The organism is Frateuria flava (genome assembly GCF_017837635.1).
In the GTDB taxonomy this organism is placed as follows: Bacteria; Pseudomonadota; Gammaproteobacteria; order Xanthomonadales; family Rhodanobacteraceae; genus Frateuria_A; species Frateuria_A flava.
The window spans coordinates 96,105-113,389 of the sequence record NZ_JAGJRS010000016.1 but is presented as its reverse complement, the minus strand read 5'-3'; the positions used below and the strand labels follow the sequence as shown (position 1 = coordinate 113,389).

At 68.9% G+C, this 17,285-nt stretch carries 20 protein-coding genes; 12 read left to right on the top strand and 8 right to left on the bottom strand.

Annotated features, from left to right (window positions below):
* Positions 1-438 precede the first annotated feature (438 nt).
* Both acpA and J7I44_RS08290 read right to left on the bottom strand, forming a co-directional pair.
* Positions 439-2,130 carry an acid phosphatase gene (acpA, locus tag J7I44_RS08295; protein WP_209618785.1) on the bottom strand — a complete coding sequence of 564 codons (1,692 nt, stop codon included), beginning with the start codon at positions 2,128-2,130 and terminating at the stop codon, positions 439-441.
* Positions 2,131-2,328: 198 nt separating this feature from the next.
* Entirely contained in the window at positions 2,329-2,826 is a 498-nt protein-coding gene (locus J7I44_RS08290) for an Lrp/AsnC family transcriptional regulator (protein WP_209618782.1), read from the bottom strand.
* Between the two features lie 115 nt (positions 2,827-2,941).
* On the opposite strand from J7I44_RS08290, the gene J7I44_RS08285 reads away from it, so the two are divergent.
* Genes J7I44_RS08285 through J7I44_RS08275 form a run of 3 tightly spaced genes read left to right on the top strand, consistent with a single transcriptional unit; the run spans position 2,942 to position 4,849 of the window.
* Complete coding sequence (locus tag J7I44_RS08285; protein WP_209618779.1) at positions 2,942-3,859, top strand: DMT family transporter; 918 nt, start codon at positions 2,942-2,944, stop codon at positions 3,857-3,859.
* Positions 3,849-4,151 carry a cupin domain-containing protein gene (locus J7I44_RS08280; protein WP_209618777.1) on the top strand — a complete coding sequence of 101 codons (303 nt, stop codon included), beginning with the start codon at positions 3,849-3,851 and terminating at the stop codon, positions 4,149-4,151. Before J7I44_RS08285 ends, J7I44_RS08280 begins: the two co-directional genes overlap by 11 nt.
* Before the next feature lie 11 nt (positions 4,152-4,162).
* Positions 4,163-4,849 (top strand): glutathione S-transferase family protein, encoded by a 687-nt coding sequence (locus J7I44_RS08275; RefSeq protein WP_209618773.1) that lies wholly within the window; start codon positions 4,163-4,165, stop codon positions 4,847-4,849.
* 3 nt (positions 4,850-4,852) lie between these two features.
* Here the strand turns inward: J7I44_RS08275 and J7I44_RS08270 are convergent, their stop codons facing one another.
* The 4 genes from J7I44_RS08270 to ubiE all read right to left on the bottom strand — a co-directional run bounded on the left by J7I44_RS08270 (position 4,853) and on the right by ubiE (position 7,198).
* On the bottom strand, positions 4,853-5,464 hold the full coding sequence (locus J7I44_RS08270) for an FmdE family protein (protein ID WP_209618770.1): 612 nt from the start codon (positions 5,462-5,464) through the stop codon (positions 4,853-4,855).
* Positions 5,465-5,466: 2 nt separating this feature from the next.
* Positions 5,467-5,733 (bottom strand): DUF2249 domain-containing protein, encoded by a 267-nt coding sequence (locus J7I44_RS08265; RefSeq protein WP_209618769.1) that lies wholly within the window; start codon positions 5,731-5,733, stop codon positions 5,467-5,469.
* Between the two features lie 73 nt (positions 5,734-5,806).
* Positions 5,807-6,442, bottom strand: coding sequence for a TMEM175 family protein (locus tag J7I44_RS08260; protein ID WP_209618766.1), 636 nt, complete (start codon positions 6,440-6,442; stop codon positions 5,807-5,809).
* Positions 6,443-6,445: 3 nt separating this feature from the next.
* Positions 6,446-7,198, bottom strand: coding sequence for a bifunctional demethylmenaquinone methyltransferase/2-methoxy-6-polyprenyl-1,4-benzoquinol methylase UbiE (ubiE, locus tag J7I44_RS08255; protein ID WP_209618764.1), 753 nt, complete (start codon positions 7,196-7,198; stop codon positions 6,446-6,448).
* 444 nt (positions 7,199-7,642) lie between these two features.
* Between ubiE and J7I44_RS08250 the strand changes: the two genes are divergently transcribed.
* The 4 genes from J7I44_RS08250 to J7I44_RS08235 are packed head-to-tail and all read left to right on the top strand — an operon-like array spanning position 7,643 to position 11,452.
* Positions 7,643-8,140 carry a MarR family winged helix-turn-helix transcriptional regulator gene (locus tag J7I44_RS08250; protein WP_209618760.1) on the top strand — a complete coding sequence of 166 codons (498 nt, stop codon included), beginning with the start codon at positions 7,643-7,645 and terminating at the stop codon, positions 8,138-8,140.
* A gap of 14 nt (positions 8,141-8,154) precedes the next feature.
* Positions 8,155-10,251, top strand: coding sequence for an FUSC family protein (locus J7I44_RS08245; protein WP_209618757.1), 2,097 nt, complete (start codon positions 8,155-8,157; stop codon positions 10,249-10,251).
* Positions 10,241-10,441: a DUF1656 domain-containing protein gene (locus J7I44_RS08240; RefSeq protein WP_209618754.1), complete on the top strand. Its 201-nt coding sequence runs from the start codon at positions 10,241-10,243 to the stop codon at positions 10,439-10,441. The genes J7I44_RS08245 and J7I44_RS08240 overlap by 11 nt, the downstream gene beginning before the upstream one ends.
* 9 nt (positions 10,442-10,450) lie before the next feature.
* The gene (locus J7I44_RS08235; protein ID WP_209618751.1) at positions 10,451-11,452 is read left to right on the top strand and encodes an HlyD family secretion protein; all 1,002 of its coding nucleotides are present in this window, start codon (positions 10,451-10,453) and stop codon (positions 11,450-11,452) included.
* 159 nt (positions 11,453-11,611) lie between these two features.
* Here the strand turns inward: J7I44_RS08235 and J7I44_RS08230 are convergent, their stop codons facing one another.
* Both J7I44_RS08230 and J7I44_RS08225 read right to left on the bottom strand, forming a co-directional pair.
* Positions 11,612-12,208: a GNAT family N-acetyltransferase gene (locus tag J7I44_RS08230; RefSeq protein WP_209618748.1), complete on the bottom strand. Its 597-nt coding sequence runs from the start codon at positions 12,206-12,208 to the stop codon at positions 11,612-11,614.
* Positions 12,208-12,414, bottom strand: coding sequence for a YdcH family protein (locus J7I44_RS08225; protein WP_209618745.1), 207 nt, complete (start codon positions 12,412-12,414; stop codon positions 12,208-12,210). The genes J7I44_RS08230 and J7I44_RS08225 overlap by 1 nt, the downstream gene beginning before the upstream one ends.
* A gap of 77 nt (positions 12,415-12,491) precedes the next feature.
* Between J7I44_RS08225 and ttcA the strand changes: the two genes are divergently transcribed.
* The 5 genes from ttcA (at position 12,492) to J7I44_RS08200 (ending at position 17,264) form a co-directional block, all read left to right on the top strand.
* Positions 12,492-13,379 (top strand): tRNA 2-thiocytidine(32) synthetase TtcA, encoded by an 888-nt coding sequence (gene ttcA, locus J7I44_RS08220; protein ID WP_209618742.1) that lies wholly within the window; start codon positions 12,492-12,494, stop codon positions 13,377-13,379.
* A gap of 41 nt (positions 13,380-13,420) precedes the next feature.
* Positions 13,421-14,620, top strand: a complete 1,200-nt coding sequence (locus J7I44_RS08215) for an amino acid aminotransferase (RefSeq protein ID WP_342451882.1) — start codon at positions 13,421-13,423, stop codon at positions 14,618-14,620.
* Positions 14,621-14,819: 199 nt separating this feature from the next.
* Positions 14,820-15,737, top strand: a complete 918-nt coding sequence (locus J7I44_RS08210) for a recombination-associated protein RdgC (RefSeq protein ID WP_209618740.1) — start codon at positions 14,820-14,822, stop codon at positions 15,735-15,737.
* A gap of 249 nt (positions 15,738-15,986) precedes the next feature.
* A complete protein-coding gene (locus J7I44_RS08205) occupies positions 15,987-16,757 on the top strand; it encodes a M48 family metallopeptidase (protein WP_209618738.1) in 771 nt (256 codons plus the stop codon).
* 72 nt (positions 16,758-16,829) lie between these two features.
* Positions 16,830-17,264, top strand: a complete 435-nt coding sequence (locus J7I44_RS08200) for a low molecular weight protein-tyrosine-phosphatase (RefSeq protein WP_209618736.1) — start codon at positions 16,830-16,832, stop codon at positions 17,262-17,264.
* Positions 17,265-17,285 lie beyond the last annotated feature (21 nt).

Below are 17,285 nucleotides of genomic sequence, written 5' to 3'. Positions count from 1 at the left end.
GCTTCCCCACGGTCTGGTGACCTAAGGTGTAACGGTCTGGCGTGAGGGGATTAACTTACAAGGTGCCGGCAGGCGGATGGGGGCGCTCTTGGGCGGGATGCTCGGGTGGACCGAGGCAGGCCTTCCCCCATCCGCCCTTCGGGCAGCTTCCCCCGTAGACGGGGGAAGGACCGGAGCGGCTCCCCGGTTGCGGAATGATGCGAGTGAGCCTTCCCCTGCGAACGCGGGTGAAGGTGTCGGCAGGCGGATGGGGGCGCTCTTGGGCGGGATGCTCGGGTGGACCGAGGCAGGGCTTCCCCCATCCGCCCTACGGGCACCTTCCCCCGCAGGCGGGGGAAGGACCTGAGTGGGGCTTCCCGGGCGCGGGATGGTGCGCGTGAGCCTTCCCCCGCGAACGCGGGGGAAGGACCGGAGCGGCTCCCCGGCGTGGGATGGGCGTCAGGTGTCCCCGAACTCCAGCGCGGCGGTCAGGTCTCCCGGCGGCGGGCCGCCGGCGGCGCGCATGGACTCCTCGCGCAGGGTCAGCCCGGGCAGCTTGCGCAGGCCGAAGCGGCGGGTCAGGAAGCGTGCGATCGAACCGGTGTCGTAAACCGTGTGGTCCACGTGTCCCTTCTTCGCATGCGGCGACACGATGATCGCCGGAATGCGCGAGCCTGGCCCCCAGCGGTCGCCCTTGGGCGGCGCCACGTGGTCCCACCAGCCGCCGTTCTCGTCGACCGTGACGATCACCAGCAGACCGGGCCACGCCGGCGACTTCTGCAGTGCCTCGATCACGGTCATCACGTGGCGGTCGCCGGCATCCACGTCGGAGTAGCCGGCGTGCATGTTGAGGTCGCCCTGCGGCTTGTAGAAGGTGACCGTCGGCAGCGTGCCGGCCGCCACGGCGGCGAGGAAGTGGTTGGTCTGGGCGGTGTCGCCCACGCCCGCGTCGCGCAGGTGCTTCTCGCGCGCCGCGGTGCCCGGCGCATACGCGGCGAAGTAGTTGAATGGCTGGTGGTGCGGCTGGAAGTTGGGTCGCTGCGGGAATTCGGCCTGGTCCCCGTCGCCCTTGCCTTCGAGCGCGAGCTTCCAGCCGCCGGCGTACCAGGCCCAGTCCACGCCCGCCTCGGAGAGCACGTCGCCGATGGTGGCGTGCTTCTGCGCGACCAGCGTGTTGGCGCTGTTGGGATCGGCGTGGGCGGGATCGTTCGGGTCCTTGGAAAAGCCCGGTGTGTAGGGCGGCCCCATGGTGTTCACCGCCCAGAAGTCCGGCGTCAGCGAGCTGGGCGCCAGCGTTTCGGGTTTGCCCTGCATCGCGCTGGCCGGCGAGTCGTGGGCGAGCTTCAGATGGATGTCGGTCGCCTCGCCACTGACCGTCTGCGCGATGTTGAAGCGTGCGGGGCTCGTATCCGCGTGCGGGTAGTACGGCGGCTGCGCGGCAACCAGGTACTGGTGGTTGAGGAACGAGCCGCCGAAGGCGCCCATGAAGAAGTGGTCGCACAGCGTGTACTGGCGCGCCAGTTGCCACAGCCGCAGGTTCGCCGCGTTGTCGCCGTAATAGCCCATCACCAGCGCGCCCGAATCGCCCCAGGCGACGAAGCCGTCGTTGCTGCCGCCGTTGATCTGGCGCTGGTTCTCGTAGAAGCGGTGCCACAGGTCGCGCGTGACCACGCCCTGCGGCAAAGGCTCGCCGCTGCCGGTGCGCAGTGCCCACGGCGCGTTGGGCAGGCCGCTGATGTCCTCCTGCCGCACCACGTACTTGCGGTGGTTGACCACCTGTTCGTGCGGGGCCACGCCATGCCATACCGGCGGCAGCGTCTTGAGCACCGAGCCATCGCGGTCGCGTTGCCGGTACTGCTCGGGCTTGAGCGCCGAGAGGGGTTCGGCCACGCCCGGGAAGTCGGCGAACAGGTTGTTGAAGCTGCGGTTCTCGGCGTAGATCACCACCACGCGCTGGATGTGCTTGCGCAGCAGCGTGTCCAGTTGCGTCGGCGCGATCGCGGCGGCGCCCTTCGTGCTGGCTACGGCCTCGGCGCCGGCACCGGCGAGCGCCAGACCGGCGCCGGCCGCGGCGAGGCCCCCGAGCAGGCGGCGACGTTGCGGATCGGTCGGCTGGTCGTCGGTCTCGGGAGGCAGGGGAAAGTCGGACATCGGGGGCTCCACAGGGTACTCAGGCGTGCAGTATGCCGGCATCCGGCGGGGCTTCCCCCATCCGCCTGTCGGCGCCTTCCCCCGCGTGGCGGGGGAAGGCTCGGAACGCCCCTCCCGGTACACGTCGGGCCAGACAACCAAGTCCTTCCCCCGCCTGCGGGGGAAGGTGCCCGAAGGGCGGAAGGGGGAGGCCTAGCCTCAGCCTTCCACCGCGTGCGCCGCCTGCCACATGGCCCGCGTGAGCGGCCGATTCGCGTGTGGCGTCTGCAACACCACCAGCGTGGTCGTGCTCACGCTCGGATGGATTTTGAGCAAGCGGTCGAGCACCGCCTCCAGATGCGCTACCGACAGCGCGACCACATGCAGCAGCGCCGAATCCTCGCCGGCCAGCCGGCGGCACTCCAGCACCTCGGGAACATCCGCCACCAGCGCGCCGATGCGTGCGCAGATGCCGCCATCGCACCGCAGGCGGATCATCGCGTCGATGCTGTAGCCCAGCCGCTTCGGATCGATGACCGCACGGTACCCGGCGATGATCCCGGCTTCCTCCAGGCGTCGGACCCGTTCGGCGACCGCTGGCGCGGACAGGCCGACCTGCCGGCCCAGTTCGGCGTAGCCCTGGCGCGCATCCTGCTGCAGCGCTTCGAGCAGCTGCCAGTCGCGGGCGTCCAGTTCGGGTTTCGATACGAAGGCCATGGCGGGACTCTACGATTCGTTCGTCGGCGAAGCATGCCATGGTGGCTTGGTTGCATGCTTCCTGCGCATCCCGGCCGTCACTAGGATGCGCACTTCCCCGCACCGGAATTCCCCCATGGAAACCCCCCGCCTGGACGGGCGGACGCTGGCCCTGATCGGCGTCGCCCTGGTCACCTGGTCCTCCGCCTACGCGGCGATCGCCTTCGCCCTGTCGGCCTTCACGCCGGGCGAGGTGGCATTCGCGCGCCTTTCGATCGGCTCGCTCTGTTTTGCGCTGTGGCTGCTGGCCAAGCGCCCGGTGCTGCCCGCACGGCGCGATTGGCCGCAACTGGCGGCGCTGGGTGTGATCGGGCTGACCGTCTATCACTTGGCGCTCAACTACGCCGAAACGCGCATCGCCAGCGGCACTGCGGCGATCCTGATCTCGCTGGTGCCGGCGGCCACCGCCGCGCTGTCGGCGCTGTGGCTGCGCGAGCGCCTGCCGGCGCGCACTCTGGCCGGCCTGGGCGTGGCGCTGGTCGGCGTGGTGATGGTGGTGCTGGCCAGCGGCAAGCAGGTGACGTTCGAACCGATGGCCGCGCTGGTGCTTCTGAGCGTCATCGCCTCGGCGATCTACTTCGTCGGGCAGAAGCCACTGTTCGCGCGCTCGAGCGTGTTCGGCGTCACCGCGTTCACCTTCTTCGCCGGCACACTGGGCGCGCTGCCGTTCGCCACGCACCTGCCGCAGGCGCTGGCCGCCGCGCCATGGCCACGCATCGGCGCACTGCTGTGGCTGGGTTTCGCGCCAACTTTCGTCGGCTACATCGCGTGGAACGTCGCCATCCACCGCAGCTCGGCCTCGCAGGTGTCGAGCTTCATCTATTTCTCGCCGCCGATCGCGGTGCTGATCGGCTGGTTCTGGCTGGGCGAGCGGCCGGTGCTGCTGACGCTCATCGGTGGCGCGGTCACCGTCGGCGGCGTGATCCTGGCCAACCTGCGCCGGCGCCCGATGCCCGCGCGGACCACACTGGAGCCGCGCACCTGTGGACGCTGAGGTTCTCGATCTGCGCGCACTGGCGACTCGGTTGCCGCAGGCGTGGCAATCGCGGCTGCTGGGGAGCGTGGGCGAAGCCCGGCTCAAGCTCGTGCGCATGAATCCGGCGCCCTCCGCCGAGGAGACGCACGACTACACCGAAGCGCTGCTCGTGCTCGACGGTGAGTTGCGATTGCGCATCGGCGGCGCCAGCCGTGTCGTGCGCGCGGGCGAGCTTTGCCTGGTGCCCGCCGGTCTCGCCCATGCGGTGGAGGCGGGCAGCACCGGAACCTTGTTGATCATCGACACCTGAAAGGAGCCACCGTGTACGAGCTCTACGTCGGCAACAGGAACTATTCGTCGTGGTCATTGCGGCCCTGGCTGTTGATGGCCGAACAGGCGATCCCTTTCGACGAGCACCTGGTCGCACTGCAGGACGGCTCCAGCTGGGATGCCTTCCGCCCCTTCGCGCCCAACGGCAAGGCGCCGTGCCTGCGCGACGACGACACGGTGGTATGGGATTCGCTGGCGATCGTCGAGTACCTGGCCGAGCGTCATCCGGGCGTATGGCCGGTCGAGGCGACGGCGCGCGCCTGGGCCCGTTGCGCCAGCGCCGAGATGCATTCGGGCTTCACCGCGCTGCGCACCACCTGTCCCATGAACTGTGCCGTGCGGGTGGACCTGCACGGTATCGACGCCCCGCTCCAGCGCGATCTTTCACGCCTGGCCGAGCTGTGGAACGAAGGACTCACGCGCTTCGGCGGCCCGTTCCTGGCCGGCCACGCGTTCAGTGCAGTGGACGCATTCTTCGCCCCGGTCGCCTGGCGCATGCAGAGCTACCGCCTGCCGCTGGACGATGTGTCGCTCGCCTACGCCCAGCGCCTGCGCGCATTGCCTGGCATGCAGCGCTGGTACGCCGCGGCACTGGCCGAAACGGTGCGGCTGATGGACAGCGAGGACACCGCACGCCGTGTCGGCACGGTCCGCGAGGACCTCCGCGCACCGGCCTGAGCGTCAGGCCAGCGCTTCGATGCGGACCACCGCCGGGTCGTCGGCATGCTCCAGCAACAGGCGCCGCACGCGGTCCTGCCACAGTTCGCCGAAGGCGCGCTGCTGCTCGGCGGTGGCTGACGGCGCCAGGGCCTCGGCCATGCGTTCACGCAGGCCGGGGACCGGCGGCACGCGCGACAGGTCCAGCGCCACCGTGACCGCCTGCCCCGTGTCGCGCCGCTGGAAGCGCACGCCCGGCACCGCGTCGGTGGCGTAACGCAGCAGGCCCTGGCGCACGAAACGTCCGCCGATGCCGTGGAAGCCGTTGTCCGCCGCCGCGCCGGTGACCAGCGTCAGCACCTGGGCGACCACGCCCGTGGTGCCCTCCTGCTCCGGCGCATCCATCCGCACCGACACGCCGCCACGCTCGGCCGGTTCGCCGGGGAACAGCCTGCGCAGCGCGGCGCGTGCCATCAGCCAGGCGCCGGCCACGGTCGGGCAGGAGTGCCCGGCCAGCCGCACCGCGTCGGCGTAGCCGTAGACCAGCAGGCCATCGTCGCTCGCGCCCAGCAGGGCGGCGAGCGGATCGCGCACGGTAATCCGCGGCGCGAGATCGAAAAACGCAGGGAAGGCCATGGTCACTCGCCGGGCAGGCCGACGATGCCGAAGTCCACCACCACGCCCTGGGGGCCGCGTTCGCGGTAGTTCACCGTCAGGTAGTCGCCGAAGCGCTCGCGCAGTTGTGCCAGCAGCGGCAGCGGGTCGTGATCGTTGATGAAGCGCATCGTTTCGCCCGAACGCAGCGCGGAAAGTGCGCCGAAGATCGCCGAATGGCGGAAGCGGCGGGCGATGCCGCGGGCATCGAAGATGTGAGTGTTTTCTTCGGGATTGAGGCTGGCGTGCATGGTGGCCACTCGCAGGATGGGAGCGCCACCCTACGGCGCCACCCATCCGCTGCCCATGACCTGGATCAGGTGCTCAGGGCGTCGCTGGCGTAGCAGGATGCCGCAGCGCGCGGCGCCGGCCGAGCGCGGCATAGGCACGCGCCAGCAGCGGGATCAGCAGCAGGAAGCAGTTGTTGTTGCCCGGCATGTGCCAGGCCGTGAGCAGCGCGACCGTGGCAGCCGTCGGCAGCGTCAGCGAACGCCAGCGCAATGCGTTGATCTCTTCCGGCGGCACGTCCGCACGCACCCGTCCGGGCTTGAGTGCCACCTGGAATAGCCACAGCTGCAGCAAGCCGGCGGCGAGCAGGGTGGCCGAGTAGAACACCTCCGGCACGCGCGCGATCGGATTGGAGCTCATCAGCGCGGTGGCAAACGGCATGAACGCGATCACCATCAGCAGCAGCATGTTCGGCCACATCAGCCGCGGCTCGTAGCTTTCCAGCACGCCGAACAGCCGGTGGTGCGCCATCCATAGTGCGCCGATGGTGAGAAAGCTCAGCACGAAGCCCATGAAGCTCGGCCCCAGGTGCGCGAGCGCGGCGAGGTAGGCGGCGTCGTCCAGCGTGTCCAACCGGGGCACATGCACTTCGATCACCAGCAGCGTGATGGCGATGGCGAAGACGGCGTCGGAAAAGGCCTTCAGGCGTTCGAGCTGCGCGCCGTGATTCATGGCTCAGAACTTCCAGGCCTTGTGGATCGCCACGATGCCGTTGGTGAGATTGCGCACTTCGACGCGACCGAAGCCGGCCGTTTCCATCATGGATTTGAGGGTCTGCTGGTCCGGATGCTTGCGGATCGATTCGGCCAGGTACTGGTAGCTGTCGGCGTCGCCGGCAAACAGCTGGCCGAGCTTCGGCAGCACCTTGAACGAATGGAAGTCGTAGAGCTTGCCGAACAGCTCGCTCTGCACGCGCGAGAACTCCAGCACCAGTGCGCGGCCGCCGGGCTTGAGCACGCGGCAGATGTCGGCCAGTGCCTTGTCCTTGTCGGTGACGTTGCGCAGGCCAAAGGCCATGGTCACGGCGTCGAAGCTGTTGTCGGGGAAGGGCAGGCACTCGGCGTTCAACTGCGTCCAGCGCAGGCCCGAGACCAGACCGCGGTCGGTCATGCGGTCGCGGCCGACCCCGAGCATGGCGGCGTTGATGTCGCCCACCACCACCTCGCCTTCGGCACCGACCACCGGCTTGAGCAGCGCAGCGATGTCGCCGGTGCCGCCGGCCAGGTCCAGCACGCGGTCGCCGCGGCGCACGCCGCTGATGGCGACGAAGTGGCGCTTCCACAGGCGATGGACGCCAAATGACATCAGGTCGTTCATCAGGTCGTAACTGCGCGCGACCGAGGTGAATACCTGGCCGACCAGCTTTTGCTTGTCACCGACGGGGACGTCGCGGAAACCGAAATGGGTGGTCTTGGGCTGCTCGCTCATGGGCGGCAATGCTACAGCCTTTCGCTTTTGCCCCCTCTCCCCGCCGGGGAGAGCGCTGGGGTGAGGGGCCGGGGCTCGCGTGGTTGCCTCCTGTACCAGGGATGCACCGGTTGTCGCTCTTGCATGGTCTCCCCGCGACCTGGCTCGCCTGCCGTGGGCTTTCGATCGCCTGTCGGCGCTCAAGCCACGTTCTTTGCTGGCCCAAGGCCAAGCCCGGCGAGGAATGAGCGCTTGGGTACCACCCCGCCTTGATGCGTGAGCTGCATGCTCCTGGAAGCGCTGCCGCCGCTTGACCGCGGGCGCCCGGAAGCCAAGGCCAGGAGGCACTGGGCAGGTCAGGTGGTGCCGGCGCGACCATGCACGTGGCTCCCTCTGCACCGAGAGATCGCCATTGCGCAAATTGCTACATAAATATAATATATCCAAAGCAGGCAACACCTTCCGATGACCAGCTTCCTACCCACCGAACAACGCCTCGCCGTGACCCGCCGGCGCCACCCCGCGTTCCCGCGTGCGCCGGCCGTGCTCGTGCGCCTCATCAAGCACCTGCACAAGCGCATCCACGACGACGCCAACGCCGCGCTCAAGTGCTTCGGCCTCAACCATCCCCAGTACAACCTGCTGATGATGCTCTACGGCACCGAGGATGGAGGACTGAGCGCGTCCGAACTGGCCCAGAGTTCGGGCGAGAAGGCCGCCAACATCACGCGGCTTACCAACGAGCTGTGCGAGAAGGGTCTGATCGAGCGTGCCGCCAGCGAGGACGATCGCCGCAAGTTGATCCTCAGCCTTACGCCCGCCGGGCTCGTCTTGATCGAACGCTTGCTGCCCTCGATCTGCGTCCTGCTGCAAGACCAGACTGAAGGGTTGACGGCGCGCGAACAGGCCGAGCTGGAACGGCTGCTCAAGAAATTCCTCGACGGGTTCGACCGCCGCGGCTGAAGGCTTCACCGACCATGTCCGCCACCACAACCGCCAAGCTGCCGCGCTGGCCTTGGCTGCGCGCGTTCCTCGCCGAGGAATCGCGCGCCTGGCTGTTCGTCGCCAAGTCACTGCTGGCGATGTACGTGGCGGCATGGCTGGCCATGTGGCTCAAGCTCGAACAGCCATCGACCACCATGATCACCGTGGCGGTGGTGATGCATCCGCACAGCGGCATGGTGCTGGCCAAGAGCTTCTACCGCGCGCTGGGCACGCTTGCCGGCAGCCTGTTCGGGCTGGCGCTGATCGCGCTGTTCCCGCAGCAGCGCGAATTGTTCTTCCTCGTTCTGTCGGCGTGGCTGGCGCTGTGCGCCGGCGGAGCGACGCTTTATCGCAATTTCATGGCCTACGGCTTCGTACTGGCCGGCTACACCGCGGCCATCGTGACGTTGCCGACGGTAGGCAACCCGCTGAACAGCTTCGACTCGGCCGTGATGCGCGTCAGCGAGGTGCTGCTGGGCATCCTGGTCGCCGCCGTGTTCAGCGACCTGCTGCTCCCGCAAAGGCTGCGCGTAGTGCTCAGGCAGAGCGCGCGTACGCAGTTCGCACGCTTCATCGACTTCGTGCGCGAGAGCACCGGAGGCGCGCTGCCGCGGGCACGAATGGAACAGGCGCACCTGGAGTTCGTACGCGCGGCCGTGCATCTGGAGGACCTGCGCGCGTCGGTGATCTTCGAGGATCCGGAAGTACGCATGCGCAGTGCACGCATGCGCCTGCTCAACCAGCGTTATATGGCCGCTGCCACCAGCTTCCAGTCGCTGCACCACCTGATCAACCGCCTGCAGCGGCGTGGCCGCGATGCCGTGGCGCAGGCGCTGATCGGCGCGTACCGGCCGATTGGCGAGGCGCTGTCGCTGCCGCTGGCGGAGCAGCACGATCCGGCCCTGCTGACCCGGCACCTGCGCGTTTGCGCGGAACGCCTGCCGGCACACGTCGCCACCTTTCGCGCGCGTTTCGACGAGCCGGCGGCGCGGCTGGAGTTCGACACGGGCGCCGCGCTGGTGCAGCGCTTTGCCGACGAGCTGGCCGACTTCACCGCGGTGGAAGCGTCGCTGCGCGCCGGCAACCTGCGCGGCAGCGTCGAGCGCGTGCACTTCCGTCGCGGCAACGACCTGGCCGGCGCCGCGGTGGCGACGCTTCGTACCTTCCTCACCATGCTGGTGCTGGCCGCTTTCTGGCTGGCCAGTGGCTGGGCCTTCGGCGGCAGCGCGATGTTGCTGGCGACGATCTTCGCCGGCTTGCTGGCGGCTTCGCCGAACCCCATCGCCGCGGCCACGCGGACGTTCTACGGGTATGCCGGCGGCATGGCCGCGGGCTTTGTGGCGGTGTTCGTGCTGCTGCCGGGCAGCGAGGGCTTCGCCATGCTGGTCTGCGCGACCGCCGGCCTGCTGCTGATCGGGCCGTACCTCGCCACGCGTGACGCGTTGCCGGGGGTCGGGGCGGGCTACACGCTGGGTTTCGTCTACATCCTGGCGCTCAAGAATCCGATGGTGTACGACCCCACGCACTTCCTCAACGACGCGATCGCGCAGGTCGCGGGCCTCGGTCTTTCCGGCGCGGCCTTCATGGTGATGCCCGGCGTCACCGGTACGCAGTGGCAGCGCCGGCGCCAGCTGCGGTTGCTGCGCGAACAGGTCACGCTCGCGGCAAGCGCGCCGCTGCCAGGGCTGATGTGGCGCTTCGAGAGCGTCAGCCGTGACCTGCTGCAGCAGGTGGTGGCGCACACCCGGCCGGACAGCGAGGAGTCGCACCATCTGCTGGCCTGGTCGCTGGCGGTGCAGGAGAGCGGTCGGGCGGTGATCGAACTGCGCCAGGAGTTGAGCGGCACCGACTTGCCGGCCACCGCGCGCGAAGCCTCGCGGGCTGCGCTCGAGGCGGTCGCCGATCTTTACCGGGCTCCCACGCCGCCGCGCTGGCAGGTCGCCGATGCGGCCGTGCTGGCCGCGATCCACGCCGTGCCGCGGGGTGCCACCGCGCGCAGTCACCTGTACCAGTTGCGCAGTGCGCTGCGCGACGAGGAATCGCCGCTAGGCGCCTACATGCCGCTGCCGGAGGCTGCCCATGCCGCCTGAGATCGAACTCTTCGGCGTGATGATGCCCAGCCTGCTGCCCGTGTTCCTGCTGAGCTTCGCGCTGATGGTGGTGCTGGACCTGGCCATCGGGCGGGCCGGCCTGTACCGGCGCCTGTGGCATCCCTCGCTGTTCCGTTTCGCCCTGTTCGTCTGTCTGTTCGGCGCCGCCGGACTGTTGCTGATCCGCTGACCCCGACCCATGAAGGCTGCCTCCCTGCTCCGATTCCTGGTCACCGCCACCGTGGTGGTGCTCGCCGTGCTGCTAGGCCACGCGTTGTGGAAGCACTACCTGTACGCGCCGTGGACGCGCGACGGCCGCGTGCGTGCCGAGGTGGTGCGGGTCGCGCCGGACGTGTCCGGGCTGGTCGACCGCGTGGCGGTGGTCGACAACCAGTTCGTGCACAAGGGCGACCTGCTGCTGGTGATCGACCAGGCGCGCTTCCGCAACGCGGTGGCGCAGGCCGAGGCCAACCTGGCCGCTGCCGAAGCCGGCGCACGCGCCGCCGGCGCCAACATCGCCGCGGCGGTGGCCAGCGCCAAGGCGCGACAGGCGCAGTACCGCATGTATGCCGAACAGGCACAGCGGCGCGAGCAGATGGGCGACGTGATCTCGCGCGAGGCGCGCAGCGATGCCGCCGCCACCGCCAGCGCGGCCCGCGCGAGCTGGCAGCAGGCCCAGGCCGGCGGCAGCCAGGCCAACGCCGCGCGCGAGCAGGCTGCCGCGGCGGTGGAGCAGGCGCAGGTCGCGCTGGACCGCGCGCAACTGGACCTGGAACGAACCGAGGTACGCGCGCCGGTCGACGGCTACGTCACCAACCTGGCCGTGCGGGTGGGCGACTACGCCGCCACCGGCACGCCGCGGCTGGCGCTGATCGATGCGCACAGCTATTACCTTTACGGCTATTTCGAGGAAACGAAGCTGCCGCAGCTGCGCGTGGGTGATCCGGTCGACGTGCGGCTGATGGCCGGCGGCGTGCATCTGAAAGGCACCATCACCGGCATCGCGCATGGCATCACCGACCGCGACAATCCGGCCGGCGGCGACCTGCTGGCGGACGTCAATCCGACCTTCAACTGGGTGCGGCTGGCGCAGCGTGTGCCGGTGCGGATAGCGATCGATACGTCGAAAATGCCGCCCGGAACGATGCTCGCGGCGGGAATGACTGCGACGGTGGAAGTGCATCCGCGCGGGGTGCGCTAGTTCCGGGCGAGCCCCGGCCCCTCACCCCAGCCCTCTCCCCGAAGGGGAGAGGGAGCAAATCGCGTAATGCCAATCGCGCTGGCTCCCGCTCCCCCTTCGGGGAGAGGGTTGGGGTGAGGGGCCAAGGCTTGCGAAAGAATCCTTACGAGCGGGAACGCTTCAGCTCGAAGCAGCCAGCCGCGCCAGCCGCAACGCCAGCCAGCGCTTCACGTCCGGCCACTCGCGCTCGAGGATCGAATAGCACACCGTATCGCGCAGGCTCCCATCCGGCCGCCGCTTGTGCGCACGAAGCACGCCTTCGCGTTGCGCCCCGAGCCGCTCGATCGCCCGCTGCGAATCGAGGTTGCGCCCGTCGGTGTGGAACTCTACCGCCACGCGCCCCATCCGCTCGAACGCATGCTCCAGCAGCAGCCGCTTGCAGGCAGTGTTGAGGTGGCTCTTCTGCCAGCGTCGGGCGTACCAGGTGTAGCCGATCGCCGCGCGCGGCGGGTCTTCGATGATGTCGTAGAAACGCGTCGTTCCCACGCATTCGCCCGTACGGCGCTCGCGGATCGCGAACGGCAGCATGCGCCCCTCGCGCTGTCCGGCCAGCGCCTTTTCGACGTACGCGGTCATCCCGCCCGGCGCCGGCACCGAGGTGAACCACAGGCGCCACAACTCGCCGTCGGCGGCAGCCGCCTCCAGCGACGGAACGTGTTCGGCGGCGAGCGGTTCGAGGACGACGTGCGCGTCCTCCAGCACGGCGGGCGTGGGCATCAGGCGTCCAGATCGGGGATCATCTTGCTTTCCAGCCGCGCAATGGCGTCCTTGAGCAGCAGCTTGCGCTTCTTCAGTCGCGTCAGTTGCAGCTCGTCGCGGGCCGGGTGCGTGGCCATGTGGCTGATCGCTGCGTCCAGGTCGCGGTGTTCCTGGCGCAATTCCGCCAGGCGGCGGGCGATCTGGATGGGATCCTGGACCTGCATGGCGGACGCGACGGTGGGGCACAGGCCCACAGTGTACCGCTGCCGGGGAATGGCGGCGGGCAGGTACAATGACGCACATGTCCTCCGTTCTTCCCGACTCCCGCGCCGATCGCAAGCGGGCCCACGAGGCCGCGCGGCTGGCCAAGCGGCTGCGCCGCCAGGTGGGCCAGGCGATCGTCGATTTCCAGATGATCGAGGAGGGCGACCGCGTGATGGTCGGCCTGTCCGGCGGCAAGGATTCCTACACGCTGCTGGACATGCTGCTGTCGCTCAAGGCGAGGGCCCCGGTGCGCTTCGACCTGATCGCGGTGAACCTGGACCAGAAACAGCCCGGGTTTCCGGCCCACGTGCTGCCGGACTACCTGACTGCGCGCGGTGTGCCGTTCCACGTCATCGAGCAGGACACCTACAGCACGGTCACCCGCGTGATTCCCGAGGGCAAGACCATGTGCAGCCTGTGCTCGCGGCTGCGCCGCGGCGCGCTGTACCGCTGGGCGGCGGAAAACGGCATCACGCGCATCGCACTGGGGCACCACCGCGACGATATCCTGGCCACTTTCTTCCTCAACCTCTTCCACGGGGCGAGCCTGAAGGCGATGCCGCCGAAGCTGCGCTCGGACGATGGCCGCCACGTGGTGATCCGGCCGCTGGCCTACTGCCGCGAGAGCGACATTGCCGAATATGCGCGCGAGCGTGCGTTCCCGATCATCCCCTGCAACCTTTGCGGTTCGCAGGAGAACATGCAGCGCAAGGCGATCGGCCGCATGCTGCAGGAGTGGGACGCGCAGCACCCCGGCCGCTGCGAGACCATCTTCCGGGCGCTGGGTAATGTCGTGCCTTCGCAGCTGGCCGACCGCAACCTGTTCGACTTCGCCGCGCTGGGTGCGCGTGAAGGTGTTGCGCGTGGCGACCTGCACGGCTGGCTGGCCGGCGAACCGGCCGATATGGCCGATAACGATATTTAGACGTCCATACTTTCTTTTCCACCTCTTGCGCGAGTCTTCCAGTGTCCCACTTTGCTTCCGTTGAAATGGCGCCCGGCGATCCGATCCTTGGCCTTACCGAGGCCTACCTCGCCGACCCGCGCTTGCAGAAAGTCAACCTGGGCGTGGGCATCTACGTCGACGAACAGGGCCAGATCCCGCTCCTGCGCGCGGTGCGCGAGGTGGAACAGGCACTGGCGGCGCAGGCCAAGCCGCGCGGCTACCTGCCGATCGATGGCCTGCCGGCGTATGACACCCTGACCCAGCACTTGCTGTTCGGCGAGGACTCGCCGCTGCTGGAGGCCGGTCGCGTGGCCACCGCACAAACCATCGGCGGCAGCGGCGCGCTGCGCGTAGGCGCCGATCTGCTCAAGAAGGTGCTGCCCAACGCGCGCATCGCGATCAGCAGCCCGAGCTGGGAAAACCACCGCGTGGTGTTCGGCAACGCCGGCTTCGAGGTCGTCGACTACCGCTACTACGACGCCGCCACGCACGGCCTGGATTTTGCCGGCATGCTGGAAGACCTCGGCAAGCTGGAACCGGGCACGGTGGTGCTGCTGCATGCCTGCTGCCACAACCCCACCGGCGTGGATCTGGATGCGCAGCAATGGCAGCAGGTGGTCGAGCTGATCAAGGCGCGCGACCTGCTGCCGTTTGTCGACATCGCCTACCAGGGGTTCGACGAGGGCATCGACGCCGACGCGACGGCGATCCGGTTGTTCGCCGCCTCCGGCATCGAAGCCTTCCTGATCGCCAGCTCCTACTCCAAGTCGTTCTCGCTGTACGGCGAGCGCGTGGGCGCGCTGTCGATCGTCGGCGCCGACCGGGAGGAGGCTGCGCGGCTGCGCGCCAAGATCAAGCAGACCATCCGCGCCAACTATTCGAGCCCGTCCACCCACGGCGGCGCGCTGGTGGCCGGCGTGCTCGGCAGCCCCGAACTGCGGGCGATGTGGGAGGCCGAGCTGGCCGGCATGCGCGAGCGCATCCATGCGATGCGCGCAGGGCTCGTCGAGAAGCTCGCCGCGCACGGCGCGCCGCAGTTCGCCTTCATCCAGCAGCAGGCCGGCATGTTCTCCTACTCGGGCCTGTCCCGCGCGCAGGTCGACCGCCTGCGCGAGGAGTACGGCATCTACGCGCTGGGCACCGGGCGCATCTGCGTGGCCGCGCTCAACCGCAGCAACCTCGACTACGTGGCCGAGGCGGTGGCGGCGGTGAGCCGCTAGTTCGGACGCCGGGCAACCCTTCGACTTCGCTGCGCTACGCTCAGGGCGAACGGAGGAGGGCTGGTCCCCGACGTTGTCCACCCCTAATTTGAACCGTTCACCCTGAGCGTAGGCGCATGCGCCGAAGTCGAAGGGCTCTTCGACTCCGCTTCGCTACGCTCAGGGCGAACGGCTTTCCCGCTTTCCTACCGGATCCCGCATGTTCTTCCGCAATCTCACCCTGTTCCGTTTTTCTCCCGCCGTCGCCGAAGACCTCTCCCGCCTTGACGAGGCGCTCGGCGAGCACCGCCTGCGTCCGTGCGGCCCGCTGGAGCTGTTCACCAAGGGCTTCGTGCCGCCGATCGGTCGCGGCGAGGAAGCCGCGCTCACCCACGCGGTCAAGCACTGCACCTGGGTGTCCGTCGGCGGCGAGGACAAGCTGCTGCCGGCCGCCGTGGTCAACGACGAGCTGCACCGGCGCGTGCAGAAGATCGCCGAGGAAGAAGGCCGCAAGGTCGGCGGGCGCGAACGCAAGCGCATGAAGGAAGACCTGCTCACCGAACTGCTGCCGCGCGCCTTCGTGCGCAACTCGCGCATGTCCGCCTACGTCGACCGCCAGCACGGCTGGCTGGTGCTGGATACCTCCAGCCGCAAGTCCGCCGAGAACGCGCTGACCCAGATGCGCGAGGCGCTGGGCAGCTTTCCGGCGGTCCCGCTCGCGCCGGAGGAAGGCCCGCGCGTGCTGATGACCGACTGGCTCGCCAACGGCACGCTCCCGGCCGGCCTTGCCCTCGGCGACGAGGTCGAACTGCGCGACCCGGGCAGCAACACCGGCGCCATCGCCCGTTGCCGCCGCCAGGATCTGGAAAGCGAGGAGATCAAGGAGCACCTGCGCAACGGCAAGCAGGTGTTCCAGCTCGGGCTGGTGTTCGACGACCGCATCAGTTTCGTGCTGGGCGAGGATCTGATCCTACGCAAGCTCAAGCTGCTGGACGTGGTGACCGACGAACTGGCCGACAGCGGCTCCGACGCCGCCGCCGAACTGGACGCCCGCTTCGCCCTGTTCACGCTGGAAATCGAGCGCCTGCTGGGCAAGCTCGAAGAATGGTTCGGCCTGCCGCGTCCCAAGGACGCCTGAGCTCAGCGGTTCTTCCCCTGCACACCGGGGAAGGCTCACCTGTACTACCCGGCCTCCGGGCCGGTCCTTCCCCCGTTTACGGGGGAAGGTGCCCGCAGGGCGGATGGGGGAAGCCTTGCCCCAGCCCCAGGCGAGGCGCAAATCGTCAACGCCACGTGAACGCCAGCCCAAAACCCCGGCCCAGCCCCATCCAACCCTTTCCTCACGCCCCCCGTTGCAAGGTTATGCTCTACCGACGGGCTCGGGACCATGGCAGCAGAACTTCAAGGCGATTGGCTGGAACTGGCAACGGCGAGCGGCAGCACCATCCGCGTGCTCAAGGCCGCCCATCCGCGCGCGCGGCGCCTGCGCCTGACGGTCACGCCCAAGGGGGCCCGGGTGTCCTATCCCAACGGGACCCATCCCTCGCAGGTCAGCGCCTTCCTGCGCAGCCACGCCGACTGGCTGGAGCGCAAGCTCGACGAGCTCAACCTCATCGTCAAACCGCTGCCGGCGCTGCGCGTAGGGCACGCGGCCGAATTTCCGCTGCGCGGCGAAACCGTCCTGCTGGACTGGGCCGAAGGCCCGTATCCGCGGGTGGAATCGTTCGACGGCGGCCTGACCCTGGTGATCCCGCGCCCGCACACGCGCGCCCTGCCGGTCGCGCGCGGCCTGCTCGCCTCGCATTTCGAGGCGCAGATGCGTCGCGACGTCTCACGCTGGATGGCAGGTTACGTGCCGCAGCTCGGGCTGGCTCCCACCTCGTTGCGTATCCGGCCGATGAAGAGCCTGTGGGGCAGCCTGGACACGCGCGACCGCATCAACCTCGATCTTGCCCTCGCGCTGGCCCCGCCGGCCGCGCTGCGCTACGTGCTGGCGCACGAGCTGTGCCATCTCAAGGTCCGCAGCCACGCGCCGCGCTTCTGGGCGTTGGTGGCCACGCTGTTCCCCCACTGGCGGGAGCAGCGCGACTGGCTGCGCGTCAATGGCGCCACGCTGAAGGCGGAGCTGGACCGGCTGGTCGCCGACGTCGCCGATTAGCCGCGCGTCCTTTCGCTTCGGACAAGCGACGCGCGGCACGTCCTTCTTTTTCAACCGCCCGGATGGGAAGTCGTGTTCGACAAAGTCCTGGTTGTCTGCATCGGCAACATCTGCCGTAGCCCCACCGCGGAGTACCTGCTGCGCGAACGACTGCGCGGGCGGGCGACCACGGTGGCTTCCGCCGGACTCGCCGCGGTCGCCGGCAATCCGATCGATCCCATGGCCGGGGCGTTGCTTGCCGAGCGCGGCATCGACGCCTCCGGCCATCGCGCACGCCAGGTGGACGAGGCGGCGATCCTCACGGCCGACCTGGTGCTGGTGATGCAGCGTACGCACCTGGCCAGCCTCGCCAGGTATTCGTCGCACGCGGTGGGGCGGACCTTCCTGCTCGGCAAGTGGCAGGGCGATCGCGACATTCCCGATCCGTATCGCAAGGAGCGCGACGCCTTCGAATACGCCTATCGGCTGATCGAGGAAGGCGTGGACGCCTGGCACAAACACCTGTGATCGATATGAGACATACAGCTC